The sequence below is a fragment of the Thermus sp. genome, from assembly GCF_037444525.1.
In the GTDB taxonomy this organism is placed as follows: domain Bacteria; phylum Deinococcota; class Deinococci; order Deinococcales; family Thermaceae; genus Thermus.
In genome coordinates this window covers 15,921-34,647 of sequence record NZ_JBBIMD010000021.1, presented here as the reverse complement: position 1 = coordinate 34,647, position 18,727 = coordinate 15,921, and the positions used below count along the sequence as shown (strand labels likewise).

Annotated in this window: 19 protein-coding genes; 12 read left to right on the top strand and 7 right to left on the bottom strand. The window is 67.3% G+C overall.

Annotation, left to right across the window (positions count from 1 at the left end; all coding sequences use genetic code 11):
* Window positions 1-116: 116 nt before the first annotated feature.
* From WKI94_RS05025 to WKI94_RS04995, 7 genes are all read right to left on the bottom strand, one after another.
* Window positions 117-668 (bottom strand): hemerythrin domain-containing protein, encoded by a 552-nt coding sequence (locus tag WKI94_RS05025; protein WP_337844682.1) that lies wholly within the window; start codon window positions 666-668, stop codon window positions 117-119.
* A gap of 50 nt (window positions 669-718) precedes the next feature.
* Window positions 719-1,099: a hypothetical protein gene (locus WKI94_RS05020; protein ID WP_337844681.1), complete on the bottom strand. Its 381-nt coding sequence runs from the start codon at window positions 1,097-1,099 to the stop codon at window positions 719-721.
* A 4-nt stretch (window positions 1,100-1,103) separates the two neighbouring features.
* Window positions 1,104-1,331 (bottom strand): helix-turn-helix domain-containing protein, encoded by a 228-nt coding sequence (locus tag WKI94_RS05015; protein WP_337844680.1) that lies wholly within the window; start codon window positions 1,329-1,331, stop codon window positions 1,104-1,106.
* Window positions 1,325-3,379, bottom strand: a complete 2,055-nt coding sequence (gene feoB, locus WKI94_RS05010; RefSeq protein ID WP_337844679.1) for a ferrous iron transport protein B — start codon at window positions 3,377-3,379, stop codon at window positions 1,325-1,327. The genes WKI94_RS05015 and feoB overlap by 7 nt, the downstream gene beginning before the upstream one ends.
* On the bottom strand, window positions 3,379-3,603 hold the full coding sequence (locus WKI94_RS05005; RefSeq protein ID WP_337844678.1) for a FeoA family protein: 225 nt from the start codon (window positions 3,601-3,603) through the stop codon (window positions 3,379-3,381). Before WKI94_RS05005 ends, feoB begins: the two co-directional genes overlap by 1 nt.
* 85 nt (window positions 3,604-3,688) lie before the next feature.
* Entirely contained in the window at window positions 3,689-4,357 is a 669-nt protein-coding gene (locus tag WKI94_RS05000) for a Crp/Fnr family transcriptional regulator (RefSeq protein WP_337844677.1), read from the bottom strand.
* 5 nt (window positions 4,358-4,362) lie between these two features.
* Window positions 4,363-6,156, bottom strand: a complete 1,794-nt coding sequence (locus WKI94_RS04995; RefSeq protein ID WP_337844676.1) for a GAF domain-containing protein — start codon at window positions 6,154-6,156, stop codon at window positions 4,363-4,365.
* 95 nt (window positions 6,157-6,251) lie between these two features.
* On the opposite strand from WKI94_RS04995, the gene WKI94_RS04990 reads away from it, so the two are divergent.
* From WKI94_RS04990 to WKI94_RS04935, 12 genes are all read left to right on the top strand, one after another.
* On the top strand, window positions 6,252-7,034 hold the full coding sequence (locus WKI94_RS04990) for a c-type cytochrome (protein WP_337844675.1): 783 nt from the start codon (window positions 6,252-6,254) through the stop codon (window positions 7,032-7,034).
* Between the two features lie 2 nt (window positions 7,035-7,036).
* The gene (locus WKI94_RS04985; RefSeq protein WP_337844674.1) at window positions 7,037-10,627 is read left to right on the top strand and encodes a nitrate reductase subunit alpha; all 3,591 of its coding nucleotides are present in this window, start codon (window positions 7,037-7,039) and stop codon (window positions 10,625-10,627) included.
* Window positions 10,628-10,639: 12 nt separating this feature from the next.
* Window positions 10,640-12,175, top strand: a complete 1,536-nt coding sequence (gene narH, locus WKI94_RS04980; RefSeq protein ID WP_337844673.1) for a nitrate reductase subunit beta — start codon at window positions 10,640-10,642, stop codon at window positions 12,173-12,175.
* A 9-nt stretch (window positions 12,176-12,184) separates the two neighbouring features.
* Window positions 12,185-12,688 (top strand): molecular chaperone TorD family protein, encoded by a 504-nt coding sequence (locus tag WKI94_RS04975; protein ID WP_337844672.1) that lies wholly within the window; start codon window positions 12,185-12,187, stop codon window positions 12,686-12,688.
* Window positions 12,689-12,691: 3 nt separating this feature from the next.
* Complete coding sequence (narI, locus tag WKI94_RS04970) at window positions 12,692-13,369, top strand: respiratory nitrate reductase subunit gamma (protein ID WP_337844671.1); 678 nt, start codon at window positions 12,692-12,694, stop codon at window positions 13,367-13,369.
* Between the two features lie 4 nt (window positions 13,370-13,373).
* Window positions 13,374-14,705: a nitrate/nitrite transporter gene (locus WKI94_RS04965; RefSeq protein WP_337844670.1), complete on the top strand. Its 1,332-nt coding sequence runs from the start codon at window positions 13,374-13,376 to the stop codon at window positions 14,703-14,705.
* Window positions 14,699-16,030, top strand: coding sequence for an MFS transporter (locus WKI94_RS04960; protein ID WP_337844669.1), 1,332 nt, complete (start codon window positions 14,699-14,701; stop codon window positions 16,028-16,030). Before WKI94_RS04965 ends, WKI94_RS04960 begins: the two co-directional genes overlap by 7 nt.
* 96 nt (window positions 16,031-16,126) lie before the next feature.
* Entirely contained in the window at window positions 16,127-16,345 is a 219-nt protein-coding gene (locus WKI94_RS04955; RefSeq protein ID WP_337844668.1) for a DUF2249 domain-containing protein, read from the top strand.
* On the top strand, window positions 16,318-17,139 hold the full coding sequence (locus WKI94_RS04950; RefSeq protein WP_337844667.1) for a DUF2249 domain-containing protein: 822 nt from the start codon (window positions 16,318-16,320) through the stop codon (window positions 17,137-17,139). Before WKI94_RS04955 ends, WKI94_RS04950 begins: the two co-directional genes overlap by 28 nt.
* Window positions 17,140-17,195: 56 nt before the next feature.
* Window positions 17,196-17,456: a ferredoxin family protein gene (locus WKI94_RS04945; protein ID WP_337844666.1), complete on the top strand. Its 261-nt coding sequence runs from the start codon at window positions 17,196-17,198 to the stop codon at window positions 17,454-17,456.
* Window positions 17,456-17,890, top strand: a complete 435-nt coding sequence (locus tag WKI94_RS04940) for a hypothetical protein (RefSeq protein WP_337844665.1) — start codon at window positions 17,456-17,458, stop codon at window positions 17,888-17,890. Before WKI94_RS04945 ends, WKI94_RS04940 begins: the two co-directional genes overlap by 1 nt.
* Window positions 17,887-18,723 carry a protoglobin domain-containing protein gene (locus WKI94_RS04935; RefSeq protein ID WP_337844664.1) on the top strand — a complete coding sequence of 279 codons (837 nt, stop codon included), beginning with the start codon at window positions 17,887-17,889 and terminating at the stop codon, window positions 18,721-18,723. The genes WKI94_RS04940 and WKI94_RS04935 overlap by 4 nt, the downstream gene beginning before the upstream one ends.
* The last annotated feature ends 4 nt before the right edge of the window (window positions 18,724-18,727 follow it).

Genomic DNA, 18,727 nt, shown 5'->3' with positions numbered 1-18,727 from the left:
TCCGCAACCGCCTCCTGGTTTTCTTAAACTGGGGCTACACTTACCTTTTCCGGGAGCCGGGGGTACGGGTGCTCCTGGGGGAGGGGCTTTCTCAGGAAGACGGTCTTGTGCGGGCCCTACCCTAGCTCCGCCTCCATGTGGGCCTCCATGGCCCCTTTCAGCCGGGCCACGATGCCCGTGGTTTCCCGCCCCTCCTTAACCGCTTTGAGGAGCTCGGCGATGAGTTCCCTAAGGAGCTTGTGCTCCAGCGCCCGCTCCCGGGCTGCCCCGGGGGAGAGGAGGGGGTAGAAGAGGGCTTCCTCCTTGGCCGCGTGGGCCTCAAAGAGCCGGGCCAGGGCCTCCGCGGCCTCTTTGGCGGGCAGGGCCTCAAGGAGCGCCAAAAGAGCCTCGTGGTCCCCGGAGAGGGCCTCGGGGGAGAGGCCGAAGCGCACCAGGAAAAGCCGCCCCTGGCCCGTGAGGGCGTAGCTGCCCGGCCGCAGGCGGACCACCTCCCCCGCCTCGAGGCGGAACCCCTTGCCCCAGCGGGCCAGGCTGATCTCCCCCTGGAGGCAGGCCAGGAGGGCGTCCTCGCTTTGGGCCACCTCCAGCGTTCCTTCCCCCGACCACTCCAGCACCTCGGCCCGCCCGCCGGGGCGGATCAAGGCTTTACCGAAGAAGCGCTCTTTCATCACCACCTCCTTTTAGACTAGCCTCCTCTAAGGAGGCCATGACTCAGGTTCTAGGCCCATTCGCCCTCGGGCACCACGCACTCCGGGCATTGGGCTTCCAGAAAGGCAAGCCAGGCCCTCACCGCCTCCGCCCCCGCCACCGGGCCTAGGTGGTAGACCTCCAGAAAGGGGTCGGCCACCAGAACACCCCCAGGGGGGATGGCCTGGAGGAGCTTGCCCTCAGGGTCCAGGAGAAGGGGGAGGGGGCTTGGCCCCGCTTCCTGCACGAGGAGGAAGGCCTGGGCCTCGAGGGCCTCCTGGGCCAGGGCCTCGGCCAGGGCCCGGTCCCTTACCAGGACCAGGGGCTTCCCCTTTAGGTCGGGGAGGTAGACCCTTTCGCCCCCAGGCCCGACCAGGGTGTAGGGGGGAAGGGGTTGGCGCAGGCGGACCATGCCTTTAGGGTACACCCGCCCTCCGGACGTAATGGAGGCTTTCCTCCTTCAAGCAACCATTGCGGAAGGCGCAGCGCCCGCACCCCCCTCCGCAGGCCAGGGCCTCCACGTATCCCCGCCTTTCCAGCTGCTGAAGGAGGAGAAGGGCGCTGGCCTCGCTGAGGCCTAGGGCCTGGGCCAGGGCGCGGGGCGTCTTGGGGGTGGCGAGGAGTTCCAGGGCCTTTACTACCATATCCGGGAAGCCAGGAAGGCCAGGAGGTAGGCCAAGAGGAGCTGGTAGGCCACCGCAAAGGCCGCCCACCTCGGCCCCACCACCTGCCTGAGGGCCGTGAGGGTGGCCACGCAAGGGGTGTAGAGGAGGACGAAGACCAGGTAAGCCATAGCCCCCTGGGGGCCCACCACCTTTGGGAGGGCCGCCTGCAGGGGGGTGGGAGGGGTCTCGAGGGCCAGGCTGGGCGGGGCCAGGAGACCTCCAAGCCCCTTTAGGGTTCCCCAAAGGGCTTGCACCACCCCTTGGCCCAGGGCCTTGAGCCCCTCCCCAAGCCCCAAGGGGTCCAGGGTCCCCCCGCCCAGGAGGCTCACCCCCAGGGTGCCCACCACCACCTCCTTGGCCACAAACCCCGGGATGGAGGGCCCCACCAGCCGCCAGTCCCCCACGCCCAAAGGGGCAAACAGGGGAACCAGCCCCCGCGCCAGGGCCTCGTAGGGGTGGCCCGGAAGGTGGAGGAGGGCCCAGACCGCCACCACCGCAAGGAGGATGGGTCCGCCCGCCCCCTGGATGAAGCTTAAGGTCCTGCCCCAGCTTAAGCGGAGGAGGAGGCGCCCGGGCGGGAAGCGGTAGGGGGGAAGCTCCATGGCCCCCTCTTCACCGCCCCCAGGGAGAAGGCGCCCCAGAAGAAAGGCGGTGAGGAGCGCCGCCCCAAGCCCAAGCAGATAGAGGCCAAAGACCACCAAAGCCGCGTTTTCCCGGAAAAAGGCGAAGGCGAACAGGCCGAAGACGGGGAGCCGGGCCGAACAGGCCAGGAAGGGAATGGCCAGGGCTACCCGGAGCCGGTCTAAGGGGTGGCGTAGGGCCCGGGTGGCGTACACTGCGGGTACGTTGCACCCAAACCCCAGCACCAGGGGGATGAAGGCCTGCCCAGGAAGCCTTAGGGCCTGCATCAGGCGGTCGGCCACGAAGGCCATCCGGGCCATAAACCCGGAGGTTTCCAAGAAAGCCAGGGCCAGGTAGAGGAGGAAGAGCACCGGGGTGAAGGCCAAGACCGTCCCCACCCCACCCACCACGCCTTCCCCCAGGAAGGAGCGGAGGAGGCCAGGGAGGGGGAGGCCCCATACCCAGCGGGCCGCGACCTCCTGGATCTGGCCCAGGAGGTCCACCCAGGGGGTGGAGAGGGCGAAGGTGAAGCGGAAGGCCATGAAGAGGGCCAGGAGGAAAAGGGGAAGCCCCAAAAGGGGGTGGAGGACCAGCCGGTCCAGCCGCTCCGTGAACCCGGAAGGGCGGCCCACCCGCTTTAGAACCCGGGCGGCGATCGCTTGGGCCTTCCGGTAACGCCCTTCCAGGGCCAGGAGGTAGGGGTCAAGCCCCTGTTCCAAAAGGGCCTGGCGCCACTGGGCAGCCTTCCCCTTTGCCCCCTTAGGTAAGGGCACCTCTTCTCCCAGAAGGGCCAAGAGGGCCACGCCCCGGGGTACGGGCCCCTCCAGGGCCTGCAGGGCCTCCTCCAGGGGGGCGGGGTAGGGGAGAGGGGGTGGGGGAAGGCGGGCCTCCAGGATCTTGTCCAGCACCCCTTCCACCCGGCCCCGGCTGGCCACCGCCCCGGCCACGGGAAGGCCTAAGGCCTCCTCCAAGGCCGGGAGGTCCACCTTCAGCCCCTTGGCCTCGGCCTCGTCCAGGAGGTTGACCACCAGGGCCAGGGGCAGGCCCAGCTCCATGAGCTCCAGGACCAGGACCAGGCTCCTTTCCAGGTTGCCCGCGTCCAGCACGGCCACCACCCGGTCGGGGGGGTTTTCCAGGAGCTCGCGGAGGACCAGGGCTTCCTCGGGAGAGGTGGGCAGGAGGCTGTAGGTGCCGGGCAGGTCCACGAGCTCCACCCGTCGCCCTTCCAGGAGGAGATTGGCCGAAAGCCTTTCCAGGGTGGTCCCCGGCCAGTTGCCCACCTCCAATCGACTCCCTGAGAGGGCGTTGATGAGGGAGGACTTGCCCGTGTTGGGGTTGCCCACCAGGGCCCAGCGCTCGTCTTTGGTGAGGACGGGGGTAGGGGAGGCGCACCGGGGGCAGGCCATCACTCCTCCAGGGGTTCCACCAGGATGGCGTGGGCCTCCCTTCGCCTGAGAAGGAGCAGGGTTTCCCCCGCCCGCACCTCCAGGGGGTCGCCCAGGGGGGCCTGGAGGAGGACCTCCACCAGGATGCCGGGGCGCACCCCCAGGGCAAGCAATCTTCGGTGTTCCGGGGGAACCTTTAGGACGCGGGCCGGACGGCCTGGAGGCAGGTGGGCTAGGGTGGCCATTGCGAACCTCCTCGCCCCCAGGCTACCGAGGGGTCTTAGGTAAAGTCAAGTAAATGAGTCGGGTTTTGGTAGATAAAAGCAGTACTCATTCGCGGATCCGCCCCCTTAGGGCCTGGGGGTCGGGGATCTCCACCCGGCGGCCCGAAAGGCGGATAAGCCCCTCCCGGTAAAGGCGGCCCAGGTTGCGGGAGACGGCCTCGGGAACGGTGCCGAGAAGGGCGGCGAGCTCGGGGTTGGTGGGAAGGGTAAACCCCTGCCCCTCGGCCTCGAGGCGGGCCAGGAGGTACTCGGCAAGCCTTTCCCCCACCTCGTGGAAGACCAGCCGGTCCAGGAGGTGGAGGAGCTGCCCCTGGCGCCGGGCCAGGTAGCGGAGGAGGGCCCGGGCCAGGGGAGGGCTGGTCTCCAGGAGGCCGAAGAAGACCTCCTTGGGGATGGCCAGGACCTGGCTTTCCTCCAGGGCCTCGGCGCTTGCGGGGTAGGTGGGGCGCTCCAGGAAGAGGGCCACCTCCGCCAGGACCCGATAGGGGCCCTCCAGGTGGAGCACCACCTGCTTCCGCCCCTCGGGGTCCAGCTTGTAGACCTTGATGAGCCCCTTTAGGACGGCGTAGAGGTGGGTCACGGGGTCGCCTTCCAGGAAGAGGGGCTCCCCCTTGGAAAGCCTCCGCACCCTGGCTACTCCCGCGAGGGTTCTTAGGTCCTCGGCGGGCAGTTCCCGGAAGAGGGGGACCTGGAACAAGGCGCCCTTCGGGTCCATACCCCTTAGCGTAAAGCTTCCAGGCGGGCCTGGGCCTCCTCAAAGAGGGGCTCCAGCTTGAGGGCGCGGGCGTAGGCCTCCCGGGCCACCCCCTTGTACCCCAGGGTTTCGGCTATCTCCCCCAGGCGGAGGAGGCCGTAAAGGGCCCGCTCCTGCAGGTAAGCCCGCTCCGCCTCTGCCCACTCCCCATAGGGGTCGTCCCCAAAGAGGGGGCCCCTGTAGAGCTCCAAGGCCTCCCTCAGGGTTTTGAAGGCGGAAAGCCCGTCCTCCAGGTCCGCCTTTCGCATCAGGGCCTCAAAGTGGGCGAAGTCCAGGTAGTGGGGCTCGGGCAGGTGGAGGCGGTAGTACTCCCCTTCCCGCTCCACGATGCCCGGCAGGGTCTTGCGCAGATGGTAGACCGCGGTGTAGAGCTCCTGCCTTGCCCTTCCCGGGGGGAGGTCCGGGAAGAGGCTTTCCGCCAGCTCGTCCGCGAAGAGGGCCCGGTCCTTGTTGGCGAGGAGGAGCTTTAAAAGCCGCCAAGCGCTCCGCCGGCCAAAGTCCTCGGGCCTCAGCTCCCGCCCCTGGTAGAGGACGCGGAAACCCCCCAGGGCGTGGACCTCGAGGCGGCTTTCCTTGGACTTTTCGGGGAAAAGGAGGGGGGCGGCCAGGCGCTGGAGCCAAAGGGCAAAGGCCGCGGGCCCAGTGGGGGGCTTGGGGGGCCGGGCGTGGAAGAGGGTTTCCACCGCCACCACCTCCCCCCAGGCCCAAAGGGGCAGGCAGATCCGGGGCCGCCCCTCGGCTTCTGGGCAGTCGGGGAGGCCGTTCTTGAGGCCCACGATGTTCCCCCGCCAGGCGGGGCAATCCTTCATCTCGCATGGAGGTACGGGCCCCAGGCTCAGCGGGGGGCCCTCCCGGGGGACCAGCCGTACCCCTGTGGCCCCGCTCAGGCGGCGGACTCCCTCCAGAAGGGCCTTAAGGCCTTCCGCGGGCACCCCCCGGTGGAGGAGGCGGGTGGCGGCCTTGAGCCCTTCCTCCCCCAGGCGGGTAAGGAGGGTGTAAAGGGCGCTGGCCAGGAGGGGGCCGATCCGCTCCAGGGCTTCCAGGACCTCCTCGTGGCGCACCCCGGGGTCGCGGGAGGCCAGGTTCAGGACCCCGATGAGGCCGTGGGGAAGCTCCAGGGGGTAGCAGATGTAGGTCTGGTAGCCCAGGGCCTTCACCTTCTTCCGGAGGTAGCGGCTGTCCTCCACCAAAGCGTGGGTGAAGAGGGGCTCGCGCTTCAGGGCCACGATGCCCGGGTAGCCCTCCCCCAGCTGGAACCAGGGCTTTTCCAGGAAGGCCTCGCGGTGCAGCCCCTCGTAGGCGGTGAGGATGAGGTGGTGCCCCTCGGGGTCGGCAAGGAAAAGCTCCGCCGCCTCCATGGAGAGGCCTTGCCTTAGGACCCCCAGGAAGGCCTCGAGGTTCTTGGGGAACTCCTCGGGGTGCCTCAGGAGGTGCTGGGCCAGCCGCGAGAGCTCCAAGAGGAGGTCCGGGGGTGCCCCCTTTTCCGGGAAGAGCTCCACCAAGAACCCCTCGCCTTCCCGGTAGCCCTGGCACCTAAGCCGGCGCCCCTGACGAACCAGGGGGGTGCTGGCCCGGTAGGCCCCCCGCCGGAGCTCCCGGAGCACCGGGCAGCGGGTGCAGAGGGGCCGGCCAAAGGGGTCCGTGCCCTCCACCAGAAGGGGGCAGGGGACATCGGACCCTTCCAAGCCCAGGCTGGGGTCGGCGTGCAGGACGGTGGCCAGGCCCCTGGGGTCCAGGCGGAGGCGGGCCAGGGGCTCCATCTGCCCCCAGCCTAGACCTTTCCGGTAGGACAAATGTCCCAACCGCTGCCAGCCCGCGCAAGGCCTCCCCTTCACCCTGGAAGGCGGAGGTGAGGATGAAGCGAGCCCTTATCGCCCTGGCCTTCCTCCTGGGGGTGGGCCTAGCCCAGGACGGCAAGGCGCTTTACGAGAGGCAGTGCGCCGCCTGCCACGGGCCCACGGGGCAGGGGGTTCCCGGGGCCATCCCGCCCCTGGCCGGGAACCCCAGGGTCCGGGACGAGGCCTATGTGGTCAGGGTGGTGCGGGGGGGGATCTCGGGGCCCCTGGAGGTGAACGGGGTGGCCTACAACGGGACCATGCCCCCTCTGCCCCAGGTGTCCGAAGCGGAGGCCCGGGCCATCGCCCAGTACCTGGCGGGCCTGGGGGAGGCCCCCAAGGAGGCCGCCCCCAAGCCCCAGGTGGCCGGGGACCCCGCCCTGGGCCGGGCTCTTTACCTGGGGCAGAAGGCCCTCCAGAACGGGGGAGCCCCCTGCCAGGCCTGCCACACCGTGGCCGGGTTGGGCTTTTGGGGTGGAGGGTCCATGGGGAAGGACCTCACGGACGCGGCCAAGCGCTTGGGGGGCGAGGCGGGCCTGGCCGCCCTTTTGCAAAACCCCGCCTTCCCGGTGATGCGGGCCGCTTACCAGGGGAAGCCCCTCACCGAGGCTGAAGCCAGCGCCCTGGCGGCCTTTTTGGTCCAGGTTTCGGAGGAGGCGCCGAGGCCCCCTTCCCGCTACCTCGGCCGCTTCCTGGTGGCCGGCCTGGTCCTTTTTGGGGTCTTCCTCCTCTACCAGGCCGCCCTTTGGCAGCTCCGCCCCCAAAGCCTTGCCGAGCGCGTCCGTAAAGAGCTCAGGAGGTAGCCATGCAGGATTGGATCAAGGAGATAGAAAACCCAGCGGAACGCAAGTGGGAGGAGTTTTATCGCAACCGCTTCCAGCACGACAAACGGGTGCGGACCACCCACGGGGTGAACTGCACCGGCTCCTGCTCCTGGGAGGTCTTCGTCAAGGACGGGGTGGTGACCTGGGAGCTCCAGGCCACGGACTACCCCAGCCTCGAGGCCGGCCTGCCCCCCTACGAGCCCCGGGGGTGCCAGAGGGGCATCAGCTTCAGCTGGTACCTTTATAGCCCCATCCGGGTGAAGTACCCCTACGCCAAGGGGGTTCTTCTGGACCTCTGGCGGGAGGCTAAGAAGGCCCACCCCGATCCCGTGGCCGCCTGGGAGTCCATCCAGGCTGACCCCCACAAGCGCAAGCGCTACCAGAAGGCCCGGGGTAAGGGGGGCTTCCGCCGCGCCTCCTGGGAGGAGGTCCTGGAGCTCATCGCCGCCGCCATCGTCTCCACCGTGCGCCGCCACGGTCCCGACCGGGTCATCGGCTTCTCGCCCATCCCCGCCATGAGCCAGATCTCCTACGCCGCAGGAAGCCGCTTCCTCTCCCTCCTCGGGGGGGTTCCCATGAGCTTCTACGACTGGTACTGCGACCTCCCCAACGCCTCCCCCGAGATCTGGGGCGAGCAGACCGATGTCCACGAGTCTGCGGACTGGTACAACGCCCGTTTCATCGCGGTCATGGGTTCCAACCTCAACATGACCCGCACCCCCGATACCCACTTCATCGCCGAGGTGCGGCACGCGGGGGCCAAGCTCACCGTCTTCAGCCCCGACTTCGCCCAGGTATCCAAGTACGCGGACTGGTGGATCCCCATCCACCCTGGCCAGGACGGGGCCTTCTGGATGGCGGTGAACCACGTGATCCTCCAGGAGTACTACGCGGACCGGGGGGTGCCCTACTTCCAGGACTACCTCAAGCGCTACACCGATGCCCCCTTCCTGATTGAGATCCAGGGGGGCCGCCCGGGGCGCTACCTGCGGGCGGACCGGCTTGCGGCCTACGCCGAGGAGGAGAACGGCGCCTTCAAGCTCCTCCTCTGGGACGAGGAGAAGGGTCCCCGGATGCCGGGCGGTACCTTGGGCTTCCGCTGGGCCAAGGAGAAGGGGAAGTGGAACCTGAAGCTGGAAGACCCCAGGACCGGGGAACCCTTAAACCCCCGTCTCACCCTGATGGGGGCCGAGGACGAGGTCCTTTTGGTGGAGTTTGACGACTTCGCGGGTGACCGAAAGCTTAGGCGGGGTGTGCCCGTGAAGTACGTCACCACCAAGGAGGGGAAGCGGGTGGCGGTGGCCACGGTCTTTGACCTCCTCATGGCCCAGTTCGGTGTGGGCCGGGGTCTGCCCGGGGACTACCCCCAGGGCTACGAGGACGACCTCCCCTACACCCCTCTTTGGCAGGAGAAGTGGACCGGGATCCACCGGGACACCCTCATCCGCTACGCTCGGGCCTGGGCCGAGAACGGGGCCAAGACGGGGGGCAAGAACCTCATCATCATTGGGGCGGGGGTCAACCACTGGTACCACAACAACCTCATGTACCGGGCGGGCATCGTGGCCCTCATGCTCACGGGGAGCGTGGGGGTGAACGGCGGGGGCCTGGCCCACTACGTGGGGCAGGAAAAGCTGGCCAACCAGGCCTCCTGGGGCCCCATCGCCTTCGCCGCGGACTGGGGCTACCCTCCGAGACAGCAGAACACCCCCTCCTTCCACTACGTCCACTCCGACCAGTGGCGCTACGAGCGGGGCTTTTCCGCCTACGACAAGACGGCGGAACCCCTTTCCGACCACACCATTGACCACCAGGTGCGGGCGGTGCGCAAGGGGTGGCTCCCCTTCTTCCCCCAGTTCAACAAAAGCCCCCTGGAGGTGATGCGGGAGGCCGAGGCCAAGGGGGCCAAGACCGAGGCCGAGATCGTCCAGTATGTGGTGGAGGCCCTAAAGCGGGGTGAGCTCAGGTTTGCGGTGGAAGACCCCGACGCCCCCGAGAACTGGCCCCGGGTCTGGTTCATCTGGCGGGGGAACGCCATCGGCACCAGCGCCAAGGGGCACGAGTACTTCCTCAAGCACTACCTGGGCACCCACACCAACACCATCGCCGAGGAAAAGGCCGAAGGGCACGTGAAGGAGGTGGTCTACCGCAAGCCCGCCCCCGAGGGGAAGCTGGACCTGGTGGTGGACCTCAACTTCCGCATGGACACCAGCGCCCTCTACTCCGATATCGTTCTGCCCGCCGCCACCTGGTACGAGAAGGACGACCTCAACACCACCGATCTCCACACCTTCATCAACCCCATGCAGGCCGCGGTGCCCCCCACCTGGGAGTCCAAGCCCGACTGGGAGATCTTCAAGGCCATCGCCAAGAAGGTCTCCGAGCTGGCCCGGGTCCACCTGCCCTACCCGGTGAAGGACCTGGTGATGGTCCCCCTCCAGCACGACACCCCGGACGAGCTGGCCCAGCTCGAGGACCGGGACTGGAAGAAGGGTGAGGTGGAGCCCATCCCCGGCAAGACCATGCCCAAGTTCCGGGTGGTGGAGCGGGACTACACCAAGCTCTATGAGAAGTTCGTCACCTTGGGGCCTGGGGTGGAGAAGAACGGGGTGGGCATGCACGGCCTCACCATCCCCGCGGAGGACTTCTACCGGGAGCTTGCGGAAAGGCAGCCCCGCCTCTACGACGGGGAGAAGCGGCCGAGCCTCGAGGAGGCCCGCCAGGTGGCCGAGGCCATCCTCCTCCTGGACCCCGTGTCCAACGGGGAGCTGGCCTACCGGGCCTTCCTGGACGAGGAGAAGAAGACCGGGGTGAAGCTCACCGACCTGGCGGAGGGCAACCGCCACGCGCGCATCTCCTTCAAGGACCTGGTGGCCCAGCCCCGCCGCCAGCTCACCACCCCCACCTGGAGCGCCATCATCAACCACGGCCGGGCCTATAGCCCCTACACCTTGAATGTGGATCGCCTGATCCCCTGGCGCACCCTCACGGGCCGGCAACACTTCTACCTGGACCACCCCAACTACCTCCGCTTCGGGGAGCACCTGCCCACCTACAAGCCCCGGCCCGATGTGGCCATGCTTCAGGAGACCGAGCTCGCCTCCAAGGAAGTTAAGGGCAAGCTCATGAACTACATCACCCCCCACGGGAAGTGGTCCATCCACTCCACCTACTCCGAGAACCACCGCATGATGACCCTTTCCCGGGGCGGGTACCCTGTCTGGCTCAACGATAAGGACGCGGCCGAGCTTGGCATCCAGGACAACGACTGGGTGGAGCTCTTCAACGACAACGGGGTCTTCGTCCAGCGGGCCATCGTCTCCAGCCGCATCCCCCGGGGCACGGTCTTCGTCTACCACGCCACCGAGCGCACGGTGGGCATCCCCAAGAGCCCCTTGCGGGGCAAGCGGGCGGGGATGAACAACTCCATCACCCGGGCCCGCCTCAAGCCCGTGCTCATGTCCGGCGGCTACGCCCAGTTCACCTACGCCTTCAACTACTGGGGTCCCGTGGGGGTGAACCGGGACACCTGGGTCTACCTGCGCAAGCTGGAGAAGGCCCCTGAGTGGTAAGGAGGGATGCCCATGAAGGTTAGAGCCCACATGTCCATGCTCTTCCACCTGGACAAGTGCATCGGCTGCCACACGTGCTCCATCGCCTGCAAGAACCTCTGGACGGACCGCAAGGGCGCGGAGTACATGTGGTGGAACAACGTGGAAACCCGCCCCGGGGCGGGCTACCCCACGGGCTGGGAGGACCAGGGCCGCTTCCAAGGGGGGTGGGTCTACAAGGACGGCCGTCTGGACCTCCGCCTCCACAGCCGGGCCCAGGCCCTCGCCCGCCTCTTCTTCAACCCCGCCCTGCCCAGCCTGGACGACTACTACGAGCCCTTCACCTTCCGCTACAGCGACCTCTTCACCAGCCCAGAAGGGGACGACCAGCCCACGGCCATCCCCATCTCCATGATCACCGGGGAGCCCATGACCCCGGAGGCCGGCCCCAACTGGGACGACGACCTCTCGGGTAGCCCCCTGTACGCCAAGAACGACCCCAACCTAAAGGGCTTGGACCCCGAGGTGCGGGCCCAGTTGGAGGAGACCCTAGGGGTGGTCTTCCAGTACCTTCCCCGCATCTGCAACCACTGCCTGAACCCCGCCTGCGTGGCCGCCTGCCCCAGCGGGGCCATCTACAAGCGGGCGGAGGACGGGGTGGTCCTGGTCAACGAGAACAAGTGCAAGGCCTGGCGGATGTGCGTGGCCGCCTGCCCCTACAAGAAGGTCTACTACAACTGGGCCACCGGGAAGAGCGAGAAGTGCATCCTCTGCTTCCCCCGCCTCGAGACCGGCCAAGCCCCCGCCTGCGCCCACTCCTGCGTGGGCCGCATCCGCTACATGGGGGTCCTCCTCTACGATGCGGACCGCATCCCCGAGGCGGCCATGGTGCCGGACGAAGAGCTGGTGGAGGCCCAGCTTTCCGCCATCCTGGACCCCTTTGATCCCGAGGTCATCGCCGCCGCCAAGGCCGAGGGGCTGGACGACGGCTGGATCAAAGCCGCCCAGAACTCCCCCATCTACAAGTTCGTCAAGGTCTGGCGCCTGGCCTTGCCCCTCCACCCGGAGTACCGCACCCTGGCCATGATGTTCTACGTCCCGCCCCTCTCCCCGGTGGTGGCCACCCTGGAGAAGGCCCTAAGGACCCCCCGCCCGGACGGGGCCCTGGTGCGGCTGGACCTGCCCGAGACCGACCTGGACTTTGAGGTCTTCGCCGACCTGGAAAAGGCCCGCCTGCCCATCCGCTACCTGGCCAACCTCTTCGCCGCGGGGAACGAGGCCCTCATCCTGCCCGTCCTCAAGAAGATGCTGGCGGTGCGCATCCTGAAGCGCCAGGAGAGCCTCGAGGGCCGGGTGACGGAAAGGGCCCTCAAGGTCTTGGAGGAGGCCGGCCTCACCCTGGGGGAGGCCGAGGCCATCTACCGCCTCACCACCCTGCCCACGGTGGAGGAGCGCTTCGTCCTCCCGCCCTACCACCGGGAGATGGCCGCGGAGGTTTGGAACGACCCCCTGGCCCACAAGGGCGAGGTGGGCTTCGGCTACATCCAGCCGCCCCAGAGGGGGGAGTAGGGGGAGGGTATGGACAAGCTCCTGGAGGCCCTGGCCCTGGCCCTGGACTACCCCCTCCCGGGCCGTTTGGAAACCCTGTGGCGGCTTTGGATAGAGTGCCCCCGGGGCAAGCCCAAGCAGAAACTGGAGCAGTTCTTGCGCAAGGTGGAGGACCTCTCCTTGGGGGAATGGGAGGAGCTCTACACCCGCACCCTGGATCTCACCCCCACCACCGCCCCCTACGTGGGGTTTGCGGTTTACGGGGAAAGCTACCAAAGGGGGGAATTCCTCGCCGCCTTGATCCGGGCCTTCGCAGAGGAAGGGGTGGACCCGGGGAGCGAGCTCCCGGACCACCTGGCCAACGTCCTCCGCTACCTGGCCCGGGCTAAGCGCCCCCTTCCCGAGCTCTTGGAGATCCTGCCCAAGGCCCTGGCGGAAATGCACAAGACCCTGAAGACCCTGGACGCCCAAAGCCCCTACCTCCTCCTCCTGGAAGCGGCCAGCGAGGCGGTTTCGGGGCTTGTCAGGAGGTGAAGGATGAACTGGAATCTGGCCCTCTTCGCCTATTTCCCCTACGTGGCCCTGGCCTTGGCGGTGGTGGTCACCGCTTACCGGATGGTCTACCGGCCCTTCTCGGTTTCGGCCCAGTCCAGCCAACTTTTGGAGCAGAAGCGCCTCTTCTTCGGCTCCGTGGCCATGCACTGGGGCTTGGTCATCGTGCTCCTTGGCCACCTTCTGGCCCTCCTCTTCCCCAAGGGGCTTCTCCTTTGGAATAGCGTCCCCCTAAGGCTCTACCTCCTGGAGATCACCGGGCTCGGCCTGGGGCTTTGGGCCCTTCTTGGGGTCTACATCCTCTTCGCCCGGCGCCTTTCCGTGGCCCGGGTGCGGGCGGCCTCCACCCCCATGGACTACCTCGTCTTGGTCCTCCTCTTCGTCTCCATCCTCACTGGGGTCCTCACCGCCCTCCTTTACCGCTACGGGAGCTACTGGTTCCCCGCGGTCATGACCCCCTACCTCTGGTCCGTCCTCACCTTTAACCCCAGGCCCGAGCTCGTCCAGGACCTCCCCTCCTGGACCAAGCTCCACGTCTTCAACTTCTGGCTCCTCCTGGCCCTCTTCCCCTTCTCCCGGCTGGTCCACATCATCACCGTGCCCCTGGGCTATCTCCTGAGGCCATGGCAGATCGTCATCTGGGTCCGCAAGCTGGCGAGGTGAACCCATGACCACCGATCCCCGCCTTTTGGAGCAAGAACGGCCCGCCCGCATCCGGGTCCTCGTCCTCTCCACCCTGGCCTTCACCTTGATGTTTGCGGTGTGGCTCATGTTCGGGGTCCTGGGCGTGCCCATCCGCAAGGAGTTCGGCCTCTCGGACGTCCAGCTTTCCTGGATCTCCGCGGTGGCCATCCTGAACGGTTCCATCTGGCGCCTTCTTGGGGGCATCCTGGCGGACCGGTACGGCGGGCGGCTCGTCTTCACCCTCATGCTGTTCTTCACCGCCATCCCCGCCTTTTTGGTCTCCCGGGCAGGCAGCTACGAGGAGCTTCTCCTCTACGCCTTCCTGGTGGGCTTCGCCGGCAACTCCTTCAGCGTGGGCATTGCCTGGAACTCCGCTTGGTTCCCCAAGGAGCAGCAGGGCTTCGCCCTGGGGGTCTTCGGGGCGGGCAACGTGGGGGCCAGCGTCACCAAGTTCATCGGCCCGGCCCTCATCGCCAGCATCCCCCCCGCCGGCTACTTGGGGGGGCTGATTCCCGGCGGGTGGCGGTTCATTCCTTTTCTGTACGCCGCCCTCCTGGTGCTCATGGGCTTCCTCCTTTGGTTTGGCACGCCAAGGAAGGACAAGAAGCCCGGCCAGGGCCGTCCCTTCCTGGAGATGCTTAAGCCCCTCCGCTACATCCGGGTCTGGCGCTTCAGCCTCTACTACGTGGTGGTCTTTGGAGCTTACGTGGCCCTCTCCGCCTGGCTCCCCAAGTACTACGTGGACGTCTTTGGACTGCCCCTCCACGAGGCGGCCCTCCTCACGGCCCTCTTCATCTTTCCGGCAAGCCTCTTAAGGCCCGTGGGGGGTTATTTCTCGGACCGCTTCGGGGCGCGGCGGGTTATGTACTGGACCTTCTGGGTCATCCTTCTTTCTTCGGCCGTGCTCATGATGCCCGAGGGGCACATCGTCCTCTACACCAAGCAGGGGACCAAGGAGGTCATGCAGTTCACCATGAACGTCTGGCTCTTCACCCTCCTGGTCTTCCTCATCGGCGTGGGGATGGGCATCGGCAAGGCCGCGGTGTACAAACACATCCCCACCTACTTCCCCCAGGACGTGGGGGCGGTGGGGGGGCTGGTGGGGATGCTGGGGGCTTTGGGGGGGTTCTTCCTCCCGCCCCTCTTCGCCTATGCCCAGGCCTGGACGGGCCTGCCCCAGATGACCTTCTTCGTACTTTTTGCCCTCACGGCCGTGGCCTTCCTCTGGATGCACCTTACCGTGATCCAGCTCTTGCAGCAGGAGGCCAAGCACCTCAAGGACAACTTTGAGTTCAAAGGAGACCGCCCATGCTGAAGACCACCCGCGGCACCTGGCTTTCCGAGTGGAACCCCGAGGATCCCCAGCGCTGGGATGCCCGCCTGGCCTGGCGCACTCTCTGGATCACCACCTTCAACCTCACCCTGGCCTTCATCACCTGGTACGTGGTGAGCGCTCTGGTGGTGCGCCTCCCCAAGGTGGGGTTTGACCTGAACTCTACCCAGCTCTTCTGGCTCACGGCTATGCCCGGTCTGGCGGGGGGTACCCTGCGCATCATCTGGACCTTCCTGCCCCCCATCCTGGGTACCAGGCACCTGGTGACCTTCTCCGCCATGCTTCTCCTTATCCCCCTTTTGGGCTGGACCTTCGCCGTCCAGAACCCATCCACCCCCTACTGGGTCCTCCTCCTCCTGGCCTTTTTGGCCGGGATCGGCGGGGGGCACTTTTCCGGCTTCATGCCTTCCACCAGCTACTTCTTTCCCAAGCGCCTCCAGGGGACGGCCCTGGGCCTCCAGGCGGGGATCGGCAACTTCGGCGTGTCTGTGGTCCAGTTCGTGACCCCCTGGATCATCGGCTTCGCCCTCTTCGGCTCCCTCCTTGGGGGGCCGCAGACCTTTACCCCCAAGCCCGGGGTATCCCAGCCCATCTGGCTCCAGAACGCCACCGCGGTCTGGATCCCCTTTGTCCTTCTTGGGGCCCTCCTTGCCTGGGTCTACTTAAGGAGCGTCCCCGTACGGGCCAACTTCCGGGAGCAGCTGGACATTTTCCGGGACAAGCACACCTGGATCATGACCAGCCTGTACATCATGACCTTCGGCTCCTTCTCGGGATTCTCCGCCATCTTTCCCCTTCTTATCCGCGAGGTCTACGGCCGGTTTGAGGGAGCCCCCGATCCCTTGAAGTACGCCTTCTTGGGGCCTTTGGTAGGTTCCCTGGCCCGGGTCATCGCGGGGCCCTTCGCCGACCGTTTTGGGGGGGCCATCGTCACCCATATTTCCGCCATCGGCATCTTCCTTTCCGCCCTCCTCGTGACCCTCTACACCCGGCCCACCTCTTTGGACTCCTTCGGGATGTTCGTGGTCTCCATGCTTCTGGTCTTTTTCTTCAGCGGGGTGGGGAACGCCAGCACCTTCAAACAGATGCCCATGATCTTCCCGCCACGGCAGGCGGGGGGGGTGATCGGCTGGACGGCGGCGGTGGCGGCCTATGGGCCTTTCATCTTCTCCACCCTGGCCGCCTACACCCAGAAGGCCACAGGGGGGTTCACGGCCTTCTTCTACGGGCTCATGGTCTTCTACGCCCTAAACCTCTTCCTGAACTGGTACTACTACGCCCGTAGGGGGGCGGAAAAGCCCTGCTAGGAGTAAAGGGGTACCTGGCACCCCCAACAGGGGGTGCCAGGTCTTTGACCCAGGTCATGGTCCCGGGGCGCGTGGATAGGGGAGAGTAGGGGTGCTATGGAGCTCGATGTCAGGGAAATCCCCCCAAGGGAGCGGCACCCCCGGATCTTCGCCCTCTTTGATGGCCTAAAGCCCGGGGAGAGCTTGGTCCTGGTGAACGACCACGACCCCAAGCCCCTCTACTACCAATTCCAGGCCGAGCGCCCCGGGCAGGTGGACTGGACCTATCTGGAGGAGGGGCCCCTGGTATGGCGGGTCAGGATCGGGAAAAGGTGACTCCGGAGATGAAGGTGGGGGAGGTCCTGAGGCGCTGGCCCCACCTCCTGGAGGTCTTTTTGGAGGCGAGCCCTGCCTTCCAAAAGCTCAAGAGCCCCCTCCTCCGCCGCACCATGCCCAACCTGGTCACCGTGGCCCAGGCGGAGCGGATGGGGGGCTTAGAACCTGGGGCCCTGGTGGCTCGGCTCAACCGGGCCCTGGGGGTGGAGGGGCTTCCCGAGGCCCCGCCCCCGGAGGCGGAAATCCTCCTCCAGGCCCCACCCCCCCCTTGGCTTTCCGCCCCCCTAGGCTTCCACTTGAACGTGCGCCCCATCCTCGAGGCCGGTGGGGAGCCCTTTCAGGCCATCATGGCCGCGGCCAAGGAGGTGAAGCCGGGGGAGAGGCTCGTCCTGGAGGTCCTCTTTGAGCCCATCCCTCTTTATAAGGTCCTGGCCAAGCAGGGCTTCGCCGCCTGGTGCGAGAAGGTGGGGGAGCGGCACTACCGGGCCCACTTCTACCGCTTGGGGCAGGGGGAGGGGGGTGGGGGGCTTCGGGAGGCCGCCTTCACCGAGGAGGACTGGGCCCACCCCCACAAGGAGGTGACCATAGAGCCCCACTGGGAACCCCCCCTTCCTATGCAGGCTGTCCTGGAGGCCCTGGCCGAACTCAGGCCCGGCGAGCGGCTTCTCGTCCACCACGTGCGCCGCCCCATCCACCTCCTGGCCCGCTTGGAGGAGGAGGGGGTTCGCTACGCCCTAAGGGATCTAGGCCCCAGGCGGGTGGAGATCCTCATAGAAAAGCCCCGGGGCCTTTGACCCGGGTCATGGCCCCAAGCCCTTTGGAGGGCGCAAGGTGGGGTTGGAGGTGGAAGATGCCCCATGTGATCTGCGAGCCCTGCATCGGTGTGAAGGACCGGAGCTGCCAGGAGGTCTGCCCCGTGGAGTGCATTTACGACGCGGGGGAACAGCTTTACATCCATCCCGACGAGTGCATTGACTGCGGCGCCTGTGTGCCCGCCTGCCCCGTCTCGGCCATCTACCCCGAGGAGGACGTGCCCGAGGGGTGGCGGGGCTACATTGAGAAGAACCGGACCTGGGCCCAAACCCTCCCCAACGTGCACGTGCTGGAGTAATGGGCTGGTGGCACGCCCTCTTCATCCGCGCCGCCCTCCTCTACCTCCTCTACACCGCCCTGCTTGGGACCCTTTTCTACCCCTTTCCCGCCCTGGTGGGGCCCTTCCGCCTGAGCCATGTGCACGCGGGGCTGGTGGGGTTCTTCCTGCAGATGGTCATGGGGGTGGCCTACTGGATGATGCCCCGGCCCGGGGGGCTTAAGCAGGAGGGCCTCGAGGCCTTCACCTTCTTCCTCCTGAACGCCGGGCTCCTGCTCAGGCTCCTTTTGGAGCCCCTTTCCGCTTATGGCCTCCTCCCCCGGGGGCTTCTGGCCCTTTCTGGGGGGCTCCAGTTCCTTGCGGTCTTGGTCTTCGCCTACGCCATGCACCGACGGGTGGTGACCGCGGATATGCTGAGGAAGCTCCGGGAAGAGCGGGAAAGGAGGAAGGGATGAGGACGCTGGAGGAGACCCTGGTCCTGGACCTGCCCCCCCTGCCCGAGGAGGTCTTCCGCGACCTCCTGGCCTTCGGGGGGCTTTCGGAGGAAGCCCGGCGGGGCATGCGCCTGGAGGCGGAACGGCTTCTGGAGGGGGCCGCGGCCTTCGTGGCCGGGGTGTACGACCACCTGGCCCGCCACCCCGGGACCGCCCGGGCCCTGGGCTGGGAGGGCCGGGTGCCGGAGGAGGAGCTTTACCTGCGCCGGGCCTTCTTCTCCGCCTGGTTGGCCCGCACCATCGGGGTGGACACCTCCTCCGAGTTCGCCCGGAAGGTGTACCGGGCGGGGCTTTGGCATGGGGGCTTGGGCCCCAAGCGGGCCCATATCCCCCCGGAGTACGTGGGGCTTTCCTTCGCCATGGTGGGGCGGTACGTGGCCGAAAGGATGGGGGATGTGCGCCCTTGGCTCGTCTACCTCTCGGCCCAGGAGGAGGTGATGCGCAAGGGCTACGAGGCGGCCATCGCCCTGAAGGCCGGACGGGTGGGCGTGGCCTTCCAGGCCCTGGGTCTGGCCCACCCCGCCCAGCCCGAGCCCCTCGCCCTTCGGGTGGAGGGCGGGGTGGGGGAGGCTTTGGCCAAGGTCTTCGCGGTGAACCCTGCCCTTCGGGACCTGGCCCTGGAGGCCCTTTTTGCCGAGGAGGAGGTGGGGCTTTGGACGGAGAGCAAGACCCTTTGGCGCCTGAAGCCCCGTTGGGCGGTATTGAAAAACGGCCGGGACGTGCGCTACCTCGAGGGCCTCGCCACCCCTCTCAAGGAGGGGGACCGGCTGACCCTCCTCCCCCCGGGGCGCTGAGCCA

Excerpts from the sequence above, each read along its gene's own strand:
- WKI94_RS05000 (WP_337844677.1), bottom strand. The coding sequence starts at position 4,357 with ATGGACCCGAAGGGCGCCTTGTTCCAGGTCCCCCTCTTCCGGGAACTG.
- WKI94_RS04935 (WP_337844664.1), top strand. The coding sequence starts at position 17,887 with ATGAGGACGCTGGAGGAGACCCTGGTCCTGGACCTGCCCCCCCTGCCC.
- WKI94_RS04940 (WP_337844665.1), top strand. The coding sequence starts at position 17,456 with ATGGGCTGGTGGCACGCCCTCTTCATCCGCGCCGCCCTCCTCTACCTC.
- WKI94_RS05025 (WP_337844682.1), bottom strand. The coding sequence starts at position 668 with ATGAAAGAGCGCTTCTTCGGTAAAGCCTTGATCCGCCCCGGCGGGCGG.
- WKI94_RS04965 (WP_337844670.1), top strand. The coding sequence starts at position 13,374 with ATGACCACCGATCCCCGCCTTTTGGAGCAAGAACGGCCCGCCCGCATC.
- WKI94_RS05020 (WP_337844681.1), bottom strand. The coding sequence starts at position 1,099 with ATGGTCCGCCTGCGCCAACCCCTTCCCCCCTACACCCTGGTCGGGCCT.
- feoB (WP_337844679.1), bottom strand. The coding sequence starts at position 3,379 with ATGGCCTGCCCCCGGTGCGCCTCCCCTACCCCCGTCCTCACCAAAGAC.
- WKI94_RS04975 (WP_337844672.1), top strand. The coding sequence starts at position 12,185 with ATGGACAAGCTCCTGGAGGCCCTGGCCCTGGCCCTGGACTACCCCCTC.
- narH (WP_337844673.1), top strand. The coding sequence starts at position 10,640 with ATGAAGGTTAGAGCCCACATGTCCATGCTCTTCCACCTGGACAAGTGC.
- WKI94_RS04995 (WP_337844676.1), bottom strand. The coding sequence starts at position 6,156 with ATGGAGCCCCTGGCCCGCCTCCGCCTGGACCCCAGGGGCCTGGCCACC.
- WKI94_RS04945 (WP_337844666.1), top strand. The coding sequence starts at position 17,196 with ATGCCCCATGTGATCTGCGAGCCCTGCATCGGTGTGAAGGACCGGAGC.
- WKI94_RS05005 (WP_337844678.1), bottom strand. The coding sequence starts at position 3,603 with ATGGCCACCCTAGCCCACCTGCCTCCAGGCCGTCCGGCCCGCGTCCTA.
- narI (WP_337844671.1), top strand. The coding sequence starts at position 12,692 with ATGAACTGGAATCTGGCCCTCTTCGCCTATTTCCCCTACGTGGCCCTG.
- WKI94_RS04985 (WP_337844674.1), top strand. The coding sequence starts at position 7,037 with ATGCAGGATTGGATCAAGGAGATAGAAAACCCAGCGGAACGCAAGTGG.
- WKI94_RS05015 (WP_337844680.1), bottom strand. The coding sequence starts at position 1,331 with ATGGTAGTAAAGGCCCTGGAACTCCTCGCCACCCCCAAGACGCCCCGC.
- WKI94_RS04960 (WP_337844669.1), top strand. The coding sequence starts at position 14,699 with ATGCTGAAGACCACCCGCGGCACCTGGCTTTCCGAGTGGAACCCCGAG.
- WKI94_RS04955 (WP_337844668.1), top strand. The coding sequence starts at position 16,127 with ATGGAGCTCGATGTCAGGGAAATCCCCCCAAGGGAGCGGCACCCCCGG.
- WKI94_RS04990 (WP_337844675.1), top strand. The coding sequence starts at position 6,252 with ATGAAGCGAGCCCTTATCGCCCTGGCCTTCCTCCTGGGGGTGGGCCTA.
- WKI94_RS04950 (WP_337844667.1), top strand. The coding sequence starts at position 16,318 with ATGGCGGGTCAGGATCGGGAAAAGGTGACTCCGGAGATGAAGGTGGGG.